At 38.6% G+C, this 16335-nt stretch carries 13 protein-coding genes and 1 riboswitch; of the genes, 1 reads left to right on the top strand and 12 read right to left on the bottom strand.

The features are described from left to right. Positions 1-66: 66 nt before the first annotated feature. The 12 genes from glpX to Q7O55_RS03855 all read right to left on the bottom strand — a co-directional run bounded on the left by glpX (position 67) and on the right by Q7O55_RS03855 (position 14803). Positions 67-1029 carry a class II fructose-bisphosphatase gene (gene glpX, locus Q7O55_RS03800; RefSeq protein ID WP_012864054.1) on the bottom strand — a complete coding sequence of 321 codons (963 nt, stop codon included), beginning with the start codon at positions 1027-1029 and terminating at the stop codon, positions 67-69. 59 nt (positions 1030-1088) lie between these two features. Continuing rightward, on the bottom strand, positions 1089-1733 hold the full coding sequence (gene fsa, locus Q7O55_RS03805) for a fructose-6-phosphate aldolase (protein WP_303928488.1): 645 nt from the start codon (positions 1731-1733) through the stop codon (positions 1089-1091). A 14-nt stretch (positions 1734-1747) separates the two neighbouring features. Continuing rightward, positions 1748-3028 (bottom strand): serine--tRNA ligase, encoded by a 1281-nt coding sequence (gene serS / locus Q7O55_RS03810; protein ID WP_303928491.1) that lies wholly within the window; start codon positions 3026-3028, stop codon positions 1748-1750. Between the two features lie 125 nt (positions 3029-3153). Further along, on the bottom strand, positions 3154-4107 hold the full coding sequence (locus Q7O55_RS03815) for a cation diffusion facilitator family transporter (RefSeq protein ID WP_303928493.1): 954 nt from the start codon (positions 4105-4107) through the stop codon (positions 3154-3156). 242 nt (positions 4108-4349) lie between these two features. Then, positions 4350-5630: a guanine deaminase gene (guaD, locus tag Q7O55_RS03820; protein ID WP_303928496.1), complete on the bottom strand. Its 1281-nt coding sequence runs from the start codon at positions 5628-5630 to the stop codon at positions 4350-4352. Positions 5631-5732: 102 nt separating this feature from the next. After that, a complete protein-coding gene (locus Q7O55_RS03825; protein WP_303928499.1) occupies positions 5733-7076 on the bottom strand; it encodes an NCS2 family permease in 1344 nt (447 codons plus the stop codon). 61 nt (positions 7077-7137) lie between these two features. Then, a riboswitch (purine riboswitch) is annotated at positions 7138-7236 on the bottom strand. Positions 7237-7476: 240 nt separating this feature from the next. Further along, positions 7477-9651, bottom strand: a complete 2175-nt coding sequence (speC, locus tag Q7O55_RS03830) for an ornithine decarboxylase (protein WP_303928502.1) — start codon at positions 9649-9651, stop codon at positions 7477-7479. A gap of 169 nt (positions 9652-9820) precedes the next feature. Further along, positions 9821-11344, bottom strand: a complete 1524-nt coding sequence (gene lysS, locus Q7O55_RS03835) for a lysine--tRNA ligase (RefSeq protein WP_303928505.1) — start codon at positions 11342-11344, stop codon at positions 9821-9823. Positions 11345-11373: 29 nt separating this feature from the next. Then, positions 11374-11847 (bottom strand): transcription elongation factor GreA, encoded by a 474-nt coding sequence (gene greA, locus Q7O55_RS03840; protein ID WP_004695428.1) that lies wholly within the window; start codon positions 11845-11847, stop codon positions 11374-11376. A 123-nt stretch (positions 11848-11970) separates the two neighbouring features. Next, positions 11971-12957, bottom strand: coding sequence for a tRNA dihydrouridine synthase DusB (gene dusB / locus Q7O55_RS03845; RefSeq protein WP_303928509.1), 987 nt, complete (start codon positions 12955-12957; stop codon positions 11971-11973). Between the two features lie 94 nt (positions 12958-13051). Next, positions 13052-13819 carry a type III pantothenate kinase gene (locus Q7O55_RS03850; RefSeq protein ID WP_012864046.1) on the bottom strand — a complete coding sequence of 256 codons (768 nt, stop codon included), beginning with the start codon at positions 13817-13819 and terminating at the stop codon, positions 13052-13054. A gap of 9 nt (positions 13820-13828) precedes the next feature. Beyond that, entirely contained in the window at positions 13829-14803 is a 975-nt protein-coding gene (locus tag Q7O55_RS03855) for a biotin--[acetyl-CoA-carboxylase] ligase (protein ID WP_303928513.1), read from the bottom strand. Positions 14804-14974: 171 nt separating this feature from the next. On the opposite strand from Q7O55_RS03855, the gene Q7O55_RS03860 reads away from it, so the two are divergent. Further along, positions 14975-16318 (top strand): threonine/serine exporter ThrE family protein, encoded by a 1344-nt coding sequence (locus tag Q7O55_RS03860; RefSeq protein ID WP_303928516.1) that lies wholly within the window; start codon positions 14975-14977, stop codon positions 16316-16318. Positions 16319-16335: the final 17 nt, after the last annotated feature.

Genomic DNA, 16335 nt, shown 5'->3' on the forward strand with positions numbered 1-16335 from the left:
AAAAAAGCCCTGAATATACCTCAAAAATTTATGTACAATTTTTGAGTACATTTCAGGGCTTTCTTCTTATTTTGCTTTTAATGTTTTAAGTTTATGATCCATATGCACGGTATCAAGGAAGCGAACCGTACCAGTTTTAGACCGCATTACAATAGTATGCGTACGCGCACCACCTGGGAAATATTGAATTGGATTTAATAAGTTACCACGTGTAATGGCAGTAGCCGCAAAGATAACATCATCAGTACGAACCAAATCATTTAATGTGAGCACTTGGTTTACATCGGCAATACCCATTTCATGGCAACGACGAATTTCTTCTTCCGTTTCTGGCTTTAAGCGAGCTTGCATATCGCCGCCTACACATTTCAAGGCTGCGGCCGCTAGTACACCTTCAGGTGCACCACCAGTACCTACAACCATGTGTACCCCAGAACCTTCGATACAACATTCCATAGCTGGATTAACATCACCATCAGAGATGAGCATAATGCGAGCCCCTACTTCACGAGCTTCTTTCATCAAGCCTTGATGACGCTCACGATCAAGCATAACCAACGTGATTTCATCTACATTACGTTCCATTTTAGTCGCTACATTTTTGATATTTTCGGTCAAAGATTTCGTAATATCGATAGCACCCGCACCGCGAGGACCAACGCAAAGTTTCTCCATGTACATATCTGGTGCATGTAACAAGCCACCTTTTTCTGCAATCGCCATAACTGCAATAGCACCATTTTGACCTTTAGCAATCAAGTTTGTCCCTTCGATAGGATCAACTGCGATATCTACTTCTGGTCCGCCAGCGCCTACGTGTTCTCCGATATAAAGCATAGGAGCTTCATCAATTTCACCTTCTCCGATAACCACAGTACCAGAAATGCGAACAGAATCAAACGCTTGACGCATAGCATCTACAGCAAGACCATCGGCTGCATCCTTTTGCCCACGGCCAAGCAAACGACCACTACGCAAAGCTGCGGCTTCAACGACACGAGCAAATTCCAAAGATAATGTACGATCCATAATGGGCCTCCTTATAAGTCCTCTATGTATTGATATGACTCTTACCTAGAGCCTCTAACTTATTGATTAGCTTGTTTCCAATCTTCCATAAATTTTGCAAGTCCTGCATCAGTCAACGGATGTTGCATTGCTTGCATAAGGACTTTAAATGGAACAGTTGCAATATGAGCGCCTGCTTTAGCACATTGAATAATATGCAACGGGGTTCTCACACTAGCAGCAATAATTTCAGTTTCAATTTCATGAATAGCGAAAATATCTGCAATATCTTGAATTAATATAAGGCCATCCATGCTGATATCATCAATGCGCCCAACAAATGGACTCACATAACTTGCACCTGCACGAGCAGCTAATAAGGCTTGGTTTGCAGAAAAAATCAAAGTCACATTCGTTTTAATGCCTTCTTTGCTCAAAACAGCAACAGCTTTAAGGCCTTCTGGAGTCATAGGAACTTTAATAACCACGTTAGAGCCTAATTTCACAAGGTCATGTGCCTCCGCCACCATGCCTTCAGCATCAGAGGAAATAACCTCTGCACTAACAGGTCCATCAACAAGGTTTGCAATTTCAGAAATAACTTGTTTCAGATTGCGTTTAGCTTTCACAATAAGTGATGGATTTGTAGTTACACCATCAATAAAACCAAAGTCATAGGCCTCTTTAATCTCATCAAATTCTGCTGTATCAATAAAGAATCTCATAAAATGCCCCCCTCTTATTTAGCCGGTGAAATCACTTCAACGCCACCCATGTATGGCACGAGAACTTTTGGAATTACAACGGAGCCATCAGCTTGTTGATAGTTTTCCAAGATAGCGGCTACTGTACGACCTACTGCAAGGCCAGATCCATTTAATGTATGAACGAATTCCGGTTTTTCTTTAGGTCCACGACGGAATTTAATATTAGCACGACGAGCTTGGAAATCGGTCATATTGGAGCAGGAAGAGATTTCTCGATACTTACCTTGTGCAGGCATCCACACCTCTACATCATAAGTTTTAGCAGAACCAAAGCCCATATCACCTGTGCACAGAGTGATAACACGGAACGGCAATTCTAATAAACGTAACACTTCTTCTGCATTATCTGTTAATGTTTCTAATTCTTTGAAAGAATCTTCTGGTTTAGCTAATTTAACCATTTCAACTTTGTTAAATTGATGTTGGCGAATAAGGCCACGAGTATCACGCCCCGCGGAACCTGCTTCAGCACGGAAACATGCGGTGAATGCAGTATAGTATTTAGGCAATTCCTCTTCGCTCAAAATTTCGCCACCGTGATAATTAGTCAATGTAACCTCAGCAGTTGGAATCAAGAAATATTCCGTACCCTCTACATGGTACATATCTTCAGCAAATTTAGGCAATTGCCCAGTACCCGTCAAAGTTTCACGAGTTACCATATATGGAGTCATCATTTCAGTATAGCCATGTTTGTCTACATGAAGATCTACCATGAAGTTGATAAGGGCGCGTTCCAAGCGAGCACCTAACCCCTTATACACAGTAAAGCGAGCTCCACTCATTTTACCTGCACGGTTAAAATCAAGGATATCGAGGCTTTCACCTAAATCCCAATGAGCCTGTATATCAAAATCAAATTGACGTGGTTCGCCCCATTTACGTTGCTCCACATTTTCATCTTCATCAGCACCTACAGGAACAGATGCATCACACATATTCGGCAACATCAATGCCACATCACGCAATTTTGTTTCCACTTCGCGAATACGGTTATCAAGCTCAGCAATCTCATCGCCTACTTTTTTCATTTCTCCGATTTTTTCATCAGCATTTTCTTTATTGCGTTTTAATTTGCTAATTTCTTCTGTTACGGAATTGCGAAGCGCTTTTAATTCTTCTACTTGACCAATCAATTGACGACGTTCATCATAAGCGGATACAAAGGTTTTCAGATCGCCTTTTGTATGACGATTATCTAAATTTTGTTGCACTAAATCAATATTTTCACGGACAAATTTTAAATCTAACATACTATAAACCTCATTTTCCAACTATGTTACGCACAATATATTCAATACGTTTAAGTATACCATATATTGGTGCATTTATCATTAAATTATGTGCTATATACTAGTCTTCACACTAATAATTTATATTATTCATCATCTTCTTCATCTAGCAAATAATCTTTTGCCATCCATTTGCGCGTGCCTGTAAAAGAAATGGTTACCCATTTTTCCGTTGGGTTACCACCGATTTCTTGGTCAATTTCATTGCGAATAGCATCAATTTCAGCAATAGTTTGATAGGGAAAGCTTTTACGAACTAAAATATCAATTTCAATAATTCGAGTATTGCCGTATACTTGCACACTCGTCACATAATCTTTAAAATTATACTTTTCCATAAAGCGATCCATAATTTCTTGCACTTCATTATGCAATGAAGTTGGTGCCCACCCCAATATTTGTTTCATGGATGGCACAATAATACGAAATGCAGACGGTACCATCTGTACTGCTAAAATAATTAATACAATAGGGTCAATATAAGTAGCCCATCTAGCATATTCAGTACCTTCTAGCATAGTAGCCACAATGAAGCTAATCAAGATAGCCGCTTCTAACAAAGCATCGACATACCAACTTACATTATCAAATTTAATCAAGTTAGACTGTAAACTTTTATTAATACGACGTACATAAAGATAGTAAGCAGTATCTGCAATAGTAAAGAATATAGCATAGAAAATAGCTGGTCCGAAGTCTACGTGACGTCCACCAGACAAAAGATCTGTAATCCCACTAGATAAGGCATAAATTACTATGAGAAGAATAAAAAAGCCTTCCACGGCCAGCACCAGAGGTTCAAATTGCCAAAAACCGAATTGGAATCGCTTACTCGTTTCTCTAGCAACTAACTTGGCTGTCATAAGCATCATAATCTTAATAACAACATCAACGAAAGAAAATACCCCATCTAACAACACTGCACTAGACCCTGTCACAATCCCCATTACAGTACCGCTCACCGCAACTAGCGCCATCAAAGCAACAGATTGCATTAGTAGCTTTTGTTCAATAGAGCGCCTTGCTCCTAATATATCCATTAAGACCCCCACTTTCTTAATTTGTACATTTTTTTATTATACACCAAGTGAATTGATGAGCAAAATTACTGCTATTACGAGCATTAAAAAAAATGCTATAAAAAAGGATAAAACTCATATTAAAAGACTCTTCTTATGCTCCAAGCACAAGCTATGAGACACAATAAAAAGCAGCTGGTTTGAATGATATACAAACCAGCTGCTTTAAATACATCGATATTCTTTTCTGTAAAATATAAACTTTATCCTTTTGGACTCGGAACTGCGCGACCAGCCACATAGCGTTCAATGATATGACGATCATCCCCTACGTATAACCACCGCTCTAATCGTTCTTCCAAAGAACGTTCATTTGGATCGAATAATGAAGTATCATCAATGATAAGAGCATCTAATTCACAGCCATTTTCAAAGCTTCCAACGTGACCAAAGAATTGTCCCCCTCCCTTTGTAGCCATATAGAAGGCTTCACTCAAGGTGAGAGGTGCATAATTTTGATCTACTTCAGCCCATTTCATTTTCGATAGTCCAATGGCTTCGGTAAGAACCTTTGCCATCGACACAATATGTCCACCAGAAATGTCGGAACCTAAACCAATTGGTATATTCCGTTCAAACAACTTACGAATCGGTGCAATTCCGCTAGAGAGATTTACATTTGAATATGGACAATGAGATACCATAGTCTGCGTATCGGCCATGCGGTCCATTTCTACATCACTCAAATGAATGCAATGAGCCATTACAGTTGGCACAGTGCCCATCAAATGATGTTCATAGTACACATCTGTATAGTTTGACGACCCAGGATGTAATGATGCGACCCAATCAATTTCGCCGTGATTTTCCGACAAATGAGATTGAACAGGGACATTGTATTCTTTCGCTAATTTAGCAAGTCCTGTCATGAGTTCACTCGTACAAGATGGTACAAAGCGAGGTGTAATGATAGGTTTAACCAAAGGATCAAACTGAGCTGCCTCATCTAACCAAGCCTTTGTATCGAGCAAAGACTGTTTCGTTTCCTCTATAAGAAATTCTGGGCTGTTTCGGTCCATATTTACCTTGCCTACATAGGCTGACAATCCTGCTTTTTGTAAAAGCTCCATCAGCACTAATGTGCTGTCTTTATGGATTGTGCCAAACAAAATACTTCTCGTCGTACCATTGCGCCATAAATCGTGAACAAAGGCACCATATACCATGCGAGCATAATCTGGATCACTAAACTTTGCCTCTTCAGGAAATGTATAAGTTTCAAGCCATGGTAAAAGTTCCTTATCCATGCCAAGGCCACGATTACAATATTGTGGTGCATGTGCATGGGTATCAACAAAGCCAGGAATGATGAGATTATCTCCGTAATCAACAACATCATATTCTGCATAAACTGTAGGAATACTTTCACCACAATGAACAACCACCCCGTCTACAGCAATAATATAACCCTGTTGAATGGATACAAATGCCGATGGATCAGGTGTATATAAGATATTTCCTTTTAAAATAAGTGTCGAATTCATATAACCTCCTCGCGTAATCAGAACTCTAAAGTATTGCGCCCATATAATACGCTAGATTTTTTCTTTAATAGACTATGCTATATGATTCATAGTATATGCTATTTAAATAGCAAAGTGAATAATGAACGCCACAGTCATGATGTACATAATAGGATGAATTTCGTGACGACGACCTGTAGCTAATTTAATTAATGTATAAGAAACAAATCCAAAGGATAAACCTTGAGCAATACTAAATGTTAATGGCATAAGAAGAATTGTTAAAAAAGCTGGCAACGCTTCTGTGAAATCAGTAAAATCAATATGCGTTACTTCACTCATCATAAATACGCCAATAGTAATCAGTACAGGCGCGGTCGCTTGTACTGGTACCAATAAGAACAATGGTGCAAAAAACAAGGATACCAAGTATAAAAGACCAGTTACTACTGCCGTAAGACCTGTACGACCACCGTCGGCAACGGCTGCCGCACTTTCAATATAAGAAGTAACTGTAGAAGTACCTACAACAGCACCTGCTGCGGCACCAATAGACGTACATAGCAACGCTTTGTTCAAACCTTCGAACTTACCATTTTTATCTACCAAGTTAGCTTTTCTCGTTACACCAATTAATGTACCGATATTATCAAACATATCTACAATGGTAATAGAGAAAATAATAGAAAAGATACCATATTTAATAGCATCCATTACATCTAGTTGAGCGAATGTATCAACCGGAACCGGTGGTATCAAGTTAAAGATATCCGCGCTTGTAGCAGGCATCTTAGTTAAACCTAACCCCATTGCTGCAATTGTAGTGAACACCATGCCAATGAGCAAACCGCCTTTAACTTGTTTTGCTAGCAAAATACTAGTAATAAATAAGCCTAACAAAGTTAATAATACTGCTGGATCTTGCATATTACCTAACGTTACAAAGGTAGCATTATTAGGGACGATAATGTGAGCATTTTTAAAGCCAATGAAGGCAACGAATAGACCAATACCTACACCAATAGAGGTCTTCAGTACTTGTGGAATACCATCTACAATTTTATTAAGAACTTTGGTAACTGTTAAAATAACAAATACTGTACCGGAAATAAAAACGGCACCGAGTGCAGTTTGCCAACTAAGGCCCATAGCACCACAAATGGTATACGAAAAAAACGCACTAAGGCCAAGACCAGGGGCTACAATAACGGGAACATTGGCTACTAAACCAATAAGCATAGTTGCAAACGCAGTTGTTAAAATTACAGCCGCTACGGCACTAGCATGAGGCATTCCTGATACAGATAGTAAATTTGGTATTACTGCCAGTATATACACGGATGCAATAAACATGGTAATACCTGCAAAGAACTCAGTTTTTACTGATGTTCCATGTTTGGTCAACTTGAAAAATCGATCAAGAAAACCATTAGCTTGATTAGCTCTTTCATACTCCATTGAACTCATCGCACTTACCTCCTAAACTTTTAGATAAATAAATTTAGATAAACAAAAAACGACTACAAGAGCATCATAAGTAAGCTCTTGTAGTCGTAAATCTCGGTTCACGCTAGAAAGCCTTGACCCATCACGTCAAGGTTATACAAGGAATGTCATGTTACTATAAAATTTAATATCATTATCTTATTTATAGGTATTAAAACTAAATAAACATCAATTAATGATTTTTTGTCATTTATACTATGTATTTAACACATTTCACAAGCTTAGTATAAAATCATTTTTATACACTGTCAACAATTATTAAAAAAAATCAGATTATTTTTTAGTCTATCTAAAAAAACTATTTTCTATAGATTTCTTATTTTAGTAAATTCCTATAAGCTTTGTATTCAATCGCATAAACTTACATTTCATATTCTCTTTTTAATACATAGCCATAGGCTTGTTTATGGCCATCTGATTGTTCAGTAATATATACACCTTGTATTTCTGGTGCAAAACCAGGCAGTTGATTAATGCCTTCTTCTAAGGCTAAGAAATAGTCACAAGCAGTCTTGGACCAACGCTCCCCTGGCTGCACACATATTACACCTGGTGGATACGGAAGAGCTCCTTCAAGGGCAATACGCCCTTCTGCCTCACATAAAGGGATTAATTCTCCTTTGTTACGTTGGAACTCAATGTTAGCTTCTTGTGGACTCATCACATAGTCTGGGAAGTATTCACGAGAGAATAATCGCTGTTGCAGAAGGCTCACATTTCTAGACTTACAAAAGTCATGCATTTCTTGGCACAACTGATGAATGCGATAGCCTTTATATTTCTCTATATGACTATAGTAAATCGATGGCAATACCTCTTCCATCGGTGCATCGCGATCTATGAGTTCTTCGAATCGAATGAGTTCTGCCACAAGTGCATCCATCTTACTCTTAGATTCTGCTGGTGTCATCAGGAATAAGATTGTATTTAAATCACATTTTTCAGGGATAATTCGATTTTCCCGCAAGTAATTAGCAAGAATATTCGCAGGGATGCCAAACGCTTCATATTCTCCAGTTTCCACATTGATTCCTGGTGTAATCAATTGGAATTTACAAGGATCAATGAAATACTGTCCTTCACCATAGCCTTTAAAAGAATGCCACTTGGCTTCTGGCTCAAAAGCAAAATAGTTCACATCACAAGCCATCTCATGAGTATTTCCCTCTTCCCACGGTTTACCATGAACGATTGGAGGTACTAAGGGTCGTAAATATTTACATTGCTTCAATACGGCTTTACGAGCATCAATAGCTACCTCAACACATTCACGCCATAATGTTTGTCCTAACTCACCTTCATGGATTTTCGCATTTACATCGAGAGATGCAAATAATGGATAAAATGGAGATGTAGACGCATGCATCATAAAAGAGTTATTAAAACGTTTATGATTCACATATTGGTCTTGTCCCTTTATATGGCTATCCTTTTTATGAATTTGAGAGGTTTGTGAAAAGCCAGCTTGTTGCTTATGTACCGATTGAGTTACTAAAATTCCAGGATCATTCGGACCTAGTTCTAACAACAACGGACTACAGTCTTTCATCATAGGAATAAACTGTTCATACCCGACCCAAGCAGAATCAAAGAAAATATAATCACAAAGATGGCCTATTTTATCTACTACTTGGCGCGCATTATAAATCGTACCATCATAGGTTCCTAGTTGAATAACTGCTAATCGAATGGGATGCTTTGCATTTGCTTTTTCAGGTGATTTTTCAGCCACTAATTGACGTATATAACTTTCATCAAAGCAATGATCTAAAATACCACCAATGGAGCCAAAGGGATTGCGTGCTGTTTCAAGATATATAGGCATAGCACCAGACATAACGAGGCCACCATGGCAGATAGATTTATGATTATTACGATCATATAAAATAATGTCCCCTGGTGTTAAAAGAGCATTAAGCACTACCTTATTCGCAGAAGATGTACCATTCAATACAAAATAGGTTTTATCCGCATTGTAGACCTTAGCTGCATGTGCTTGAGCATCATACGCATAGCCTTCATGAATTAAGAGATCTCCTAATTTTACATCTGCATTGCAAAGGTCTGCTCTAAATATATTCTCTCCAAAGAAATTGTAAAAGGCACGACCTGTAGGATGTTTATAGAAGAACTGTCCCCCTTGATGGCCTGGACAATCAAACTGTGAATTTTCATCTCCTACATAATCAGATAAAGCTCTGAAAAATGGTGGTAAAATAGAGTCTTCATAATTTGCTACAAATTTCTCTATCTTTAATGTACAGTCATCGATACTCATAGATGAAAACTCTATAATGGACGTGATACGATTTTCATAAAGAGATATATCTTTAGATGCATCAAATCTTAGGACAATAACAGGTATACCAAAGGAGCTAATTTGATTATTATTCACAAGCTCTAGCTCATCATCGCCGATAACAATGCCACCTACATCTGTAAAGTCTGTTTCAAAAACACCAACACATTTACGTCCCGCTATGGATTTAATTTTGGATTGTACGGAATCAGATAAAGCAACCTTTAAATGTTTCACAGTCTTCTCCTTTCGTAACAAAATATCATACTCAACATATACTACAACATCATATGTAGAATAAAATATAATATTCATAGAATACAATAATCATAAAACATAATATTCGTATTATATGCAGAATAAAAAGGCTCCCTACTCAAAGAATAGGGAGCTTTTTGGTTTTAGATTATTCAGCTACTTCTTCTTCAGCTTCAATATGCTTAGGAGCTTCTGGTTTCATCAATGGGAACAATAATACATCGCGAATGGATGCAGAATCTGTTAAGAACATAACAAGACGGTCGATACCAACACCAAGACCAGCTGTTGGAGGCAAGCCGTACTCAAGAGCTGTTACGAAGTCCTCATCCATACGATGAGCTTCATCGTCGCCCGCTTCACGTTCTTTTAATTGATCCAAGAAACGTTGTTTTTGATCGATTGGATCATTTAACTCGGAGAAGCCATTTGCCAATTCACGACCATAGATGAAGGCTTCAAAACGTTCTGTAGCCAATGGATTTTCACGACTTGCTTTAGCAAGTGGAGAAATCTCTTTCGGATGACCATATACGATAGTTGGCTGAATCAAGTTTTCTTCTACATAATCTTCAAAGCAAAGATTTAAGATTTTACCAATACCATCATTTTCTGTGTATTCTACATTTAAGCGATCAGCAATAGCACGAGCTTCTTCTACAGTTGTGACTGCAGCAAAATCTTCACCAGTGTATTTTTTTACACCTTCAGCCATTGTGATACGATTCCAAGGAGGAGTCAAATTAATTTCTGTACCTTGGTATGTAATTTCTTGCGTGCCAAGTACTTCTTGAGCACAGTAGGACACAAGATTTTCTGTTAAGCGAATGGCATCCTCTACATCGCCATAAGCTTGATAGGATTCAATAGTAGTAAATTCTGGATTATGCCGATTATCGATACCTTCGTTACGGAAGCAACGATTCATTTCGAACACGCGGTCCATACCACCAACGATTAAACGTTTTAGGTACAATTCTGGTGCAATACGCATATAAATATCGATATCAAGCGCATTATGGTGAGTGATGAATGGACGTGCAGCAGCACCACCAGGGATAGCATGCATCATCGGTGTTTCCACTTCCATGAAGCCATCACACATCATGTATTCACGAATTTTAGCAACGATTTGAGAGCGTTTTACAAATGTATCACGTACTTCAGGATTTACAATCAAATCAACATAACGTTGACGGTAACGAAGTTCTGTATCCTTTAATCCATGCCATTTTTCTGGTAATGGACGTAAAGACTTAGATAACAATGTTAATTTGTTAACTTTAATGGTAACTTCACCAGTATGAGTTTTAAATACGTGACCTTCTACACCGATGATATCACCTATATCAAGCATTTTAACGTATTTATAAGCCTCTTCGCCCAAAACATCTTTACGGAAGTATACTTGAATATCACCAGATTTATCACGAATATTCGCAAATGCCGTTTTACCATGGGAACGGATTGTCATCAAACGACCTGCAATAACTACAGGCTGACCATCATATTTCAAGAAAAAGTCTTCTTTAATGTCTTTTGCGTAATCTTTTACGACAAAACGTTGACCAAATGGGTAAATACCATCAGCTTCATATTCGGCTAATTTATCGCGGCGAATTTGCATTTGCTCATTCAGCTCTTCTTGTATATTTTTAATTTCTTCACTCATGTTATCGCCTCTTTGTTGGTAATTGTAAATTATTGGATTGCTAACACTTTGAATGTTACAGGACCATCTGGTGTAGAAACCTCTACTTCATCGCCCTTACGTTTACCCAAAATAGCTTTACCTACAGGAGATTCATTAGAGATACGATTGTTAAATGGATCCGCTTCAGAGGAACCAACGATAACATATTCCAATTCATCGTTGTACATAGTGTCAAGTACAGTAACTTTACTACCTACAGATACAACGTCACCTTTAACAGATTCATCGATGATCTTCGCAGTGTTAATTTTATTCTCTAACTCTACAATATGACCTTCAATAAAAGCTTGTTCATTTTTTGCATCATCATATTCAGAGTTTTCACTGATATCGCCATATTCAATAGCAGTTTTAATACGTTCAGATACTTCAATACGGCGTACAGATTTATAGTACGCTAATTCTTCTTCTAACTTCTTTAAACCTTCGGCGGTAAGTAATGTTTCTTTTACGTCTGCCATGGGTACCCCACTCTTTCTACATATAAATAATAAGAAAAAGTGTCATAGTAAGATGACACCTTATCTTTTGTTTCTAAATTATCTCAACCATTATATAAAAATACTATTCATTTGTCAATCTGACTAACCTTCGGACAATATTTTACGATACGATTCTAGCTCATTGTGAAAGCTCGTTACAGTATGAATTGTATTCACGCGATTGCGCCAATATGCAGATTCTGGTAATCCCTTCATATACCACCCCGCATGAGTTCGTATCTCCTTAACGGCCATACCTTCACCCTTGTATTGGCATAGCAAGTCAAAATGCTTTAATAACATATCTAGACGCTCTATATCGGTCGGTCCTGGTAACACTTCACCAGTAGCTAAATAGTGGTGAATGCGACCAAATATCCAAGGATTTCCTTGTGCCCCACGACCTACCATTACGGCGTCACAGCCTGTTTCATCAAGCATTTGCTTAGCATCTTCAGGCTCCACAATATCACCATTGCCAAGTACAGGTACAGATACAGCTTCTTTCACAGCCTTAATATAAGACCAATCCGCATGCCCACTATACATTTGCTCCTTTGTACGACCATGTACGGCAATAGCAGCTACACCTGTAGACTCAATGCGCTTTGCAAAATCCACTACATTAATAGAGTCACTATCCCAACCGATGCGCATTTTTACAGTAACAGGTACATCGACAGCCTCAACAGCTGCTTCTGCAACACGCGCCGCTAGATCAGGATTTTTCATAAGTGCTGAACCATCGCCAGAGGTAACTACCTTTTTTACAGGACAGCCCATGTTTATATCTACAATATCGGCGCCCGCATTGGCCACAACCTTAGCCCCCAAAGCGATTGCTTCTGGATCAGAGCCAAAAATTTGCATAGATACAGGACGTTCTACATCTTCAATGCGCAATAATTCATGAGTACGCTCATTCTTATATTTAATGCCCATAGCACTGACCATTTCGGTACACACCAAGGCTGCACCATGTTCTTTGGCCAATAGTCGATACGCAATATCGCTAACCCCTGCCATAGGCGCTAATATGGCTTGACCATCAATTTTGACAGCCCCAATTTGCCACAGTTTATTATTCATATAATTCTATTTCCCTTAATAAAAAAGGTACAGCATAAGCTGTACCCGAATGTACACTACTTCGTTACATATACGTAACTATATTATAGTAGCATTATTTATTTCTTTCGTAAATAAGGCGTAAGCCTTCTAATGTAAGCATTGGTTCTACATGGTCAATGCAGTCTGTAGCACTGCTAATAAGCTGTGCCAAACCACCTGTAGCCACTACAGTTACATGATCTCCCATTTCCGCTTTCATACGAGACACGAGTCCCTCTACTTGACCTACATAACCGTAGAACATACCAGATTGCATAGAAGACACCGTATTTCGGCAAATGACTTGTCCTGGGTCTCTCACATCGATACGAGGTAATTTGGCCGCCCGTTGGAATAAAGCTTCTGCAGAAATTGTTACCCCTGGAGTAATAACTCCGCCCACATAATCGCCATTACCTTGTACCGCACAATAAGTAGTAGCGGTACCAAAGTCGATGATAATTAAATCACCTTTATAAAGTTCATGTGCCGCTACGGCATTTACGATACGATCAGCCCCTACTTCACGAGGATTATCATACTTAATAGCGATGCCAGTTTTAGTGCCTGGACCTACAATAAGAGGATTTACATTAAAGTAGCGCAAACACACGCGCTCTAATGTAGGCATCAATGGTGGTACAACCGAGGAAATAATGATAGCATTAATATCTTTTACATCAACCTTACGATCGTGGAAGAATAAGTTCATCATCAGCATGCCATATTCATCGGTGGTACGGACCCGATCTGTGGAAATACGCCAGTGCCCCACAAGTTCTGTCTTGTCGTATACACCGAGAACAATATTGGTGTTTCCCACATCAATTACTAATAACATTAATGCCTCCTATTTACGCGAACGAATTGATACGTCCCCTGCCACAATACGTTTAATTGTCCCATCCGGGATTCTTACTAATAAATTACCATCTTCATCAATATCTGTAGCTACCCCTTCATAGGTATTGCCAGGAGCACGCACTTCAATTTCTTCACCGAGAGTAACAGATAATTGACGCCATTCATTAAGGGTTTCGTCAAAGCCACTATCGAGCACTTCATAGTATTGATGTTCTAATTCTTCTAATATAAGTCTAAATGCTTCTGTGCGCTCAATATCAATATCTTCCATCGCAAGAGATGTCGCAATTAATTTTAACTCTTCTGGTAGTTCTTCTTGTTTTATTTTTACGTTGACCCCAATGCCCATTACAATATGAGAAATTTCTTCCATAGAACCAGACATTTCTGTCAAAATACCTACCAGCTTACGACCATTCACAAGGATATCATTAGGCCACTTTATCCCCGCATCAGTGAGCCCCATCTTATGAAAGGCCTTTGTCAAAGCTACGGCGGCCATCAAAGTACACTTAGGAGCCTCTACAGGTGGAAAATCAGGACGCAAAATCAAGCTAAACCACAAGCCCTTGCCAAATGGAGAATACCAACCACGAGATAAGCGCCCACGACCAGCAGCCTGTTCCTCGGTAACCACAACCGTACCTTCTTCTGCACCTTGTTGAGCTAAACGACGAGCTTCTAGGTTTGTGGACTCCGTGGTATCCATATAGACATACCGTTTACCAAATATATCTGTTTTTAGAATTTGCTTCATTGCCAAGGGGCTCAATAAATCAGGTTCTTCCAATAATCGATACCCTCTCTTGGTATAAGATTCAATTTTGTAGCCTTTTTGACGTAACGCCTTGATATGTTTCCAAATAGCTGTGCGCGAAACATGGCATGCTTCGGACATATCTTGTCCCGATACGAAACTACCTTGGTTTTGTCTCAAGAATTCTAGCACTTCATCACGCATAGTTTAGAGCCCCTTTCTTTGTCAACCTAGGTTTACAATTCGATTGTACAAGTGTCCCCTTCAAAATGCAAGGATTATTTAAAATAATTAATGGTATAATGTATATAGCATAAAGGTATATATATAAGAATAGATAACAATAATGCTGCCTATTATCCTCTGGAGAGATATATGAAACAGTTTACCTTAGAAGAAAAAAATCAAGTATTAGAAAACCCTTTTATCCATATTCATCGAAAACTAGATGTGCTCCTCAACATAGGGAAGTTACTAATGGAATGTGGGGCAAATACAAATCGAATCATTGAGGAAATGCTAAAAGCCGCAACATTTATGGGAATACCTCACAATTACTTAAATATCCATATCTCTTATACCACTATTATGGTCAATCTATTACACAAAGAACGATCCATAACTGTATTTAGAAAAACACCAGTTCACATTCCGAATATGGCTATGATTAACGCCGTATCAAAGCTCACATGGCGCGCCTTTGAGCGACATTACTCACTAACAACCTATGAACGACTAATTGCCAAACTAGATACAACTATACCGACGTATCCAAACTGGATAAAAGGACTAGCTTGTGCACTAGGATCGGCAGGTCTTGCATACCTTTACAGTGGCGATATTATCGCATTCATTGTTACTATCATATGTTCTAGTATTGGTTATTTTACGCGCACCCTATCAGGTAGATTAGGGCTTAATGAATATGTAGGAATCGCATTAGGCGGATTTGCTGCCATGATATCGGCTTATGCTTTTTATAGTCATGTAAATAATGAATCCTTACTATATGTACTCGTTTGCTGCACCTTGTTCATGATTCCTGGGGTACCATTGATCAATTGTGTCATCGATATCATAAATAATCATATTTTATCGGGCATGACACGCGCCATTAGAACGCTACTCATCGTGGGTAGCATGACTTTAGGTATGGCCATGGCACTCTATTTTAGCCCTGCACCGGCATTTAATTTCGTTGATATTAAACCTCATGTTATTTCCATAGAGCAAGTTATCGGTTCTTTTACAGCTGCAGCCGCTTTTGCGGTTCTTTTTAATGCTCCTGTCAGACTATTAGTATCCATTGGTATTGGTGGGGTACTATGTGTATGTATTCGCAATATACTATCCGTAGAATTAGGATTTTCTACACCAGGTGCTACCTTTATTGGTGCTGCCATAATGAGTATTATTTTTGTAAAAGTTTCTACTTGGCTAAAAACATCTAGCACTATCATTATCGTACCATCTGCCATCGCATTAATGCCCGGTATACTGTACTACCGATTTCTCTTCGATATGTTACATATCAATACATTAAATGATGCTAGTCTAATCCTTATGATACAAAATGGTGTAACTGGCACATTTACAACTATAGCTATAGCAATCGGTGTAGCTATACCAAATGTTTTGGCACAAAAATATTTGCAAAAACTAAAAGAACAGCGCATGACAGAGCTTCTTGCCACACGTCATATAAACGATGGACAGTAAAAAAGAGCTAGCCCTCA

The organism is Veillonella parvula (assembly GCF_945949885.1).
GTDB classification, from domain to species: Bacteria; Bacillota; Negativicutes; order Veillonellales; family Veillonellaceae; genus Veillonella; species Veillonella parvula_B.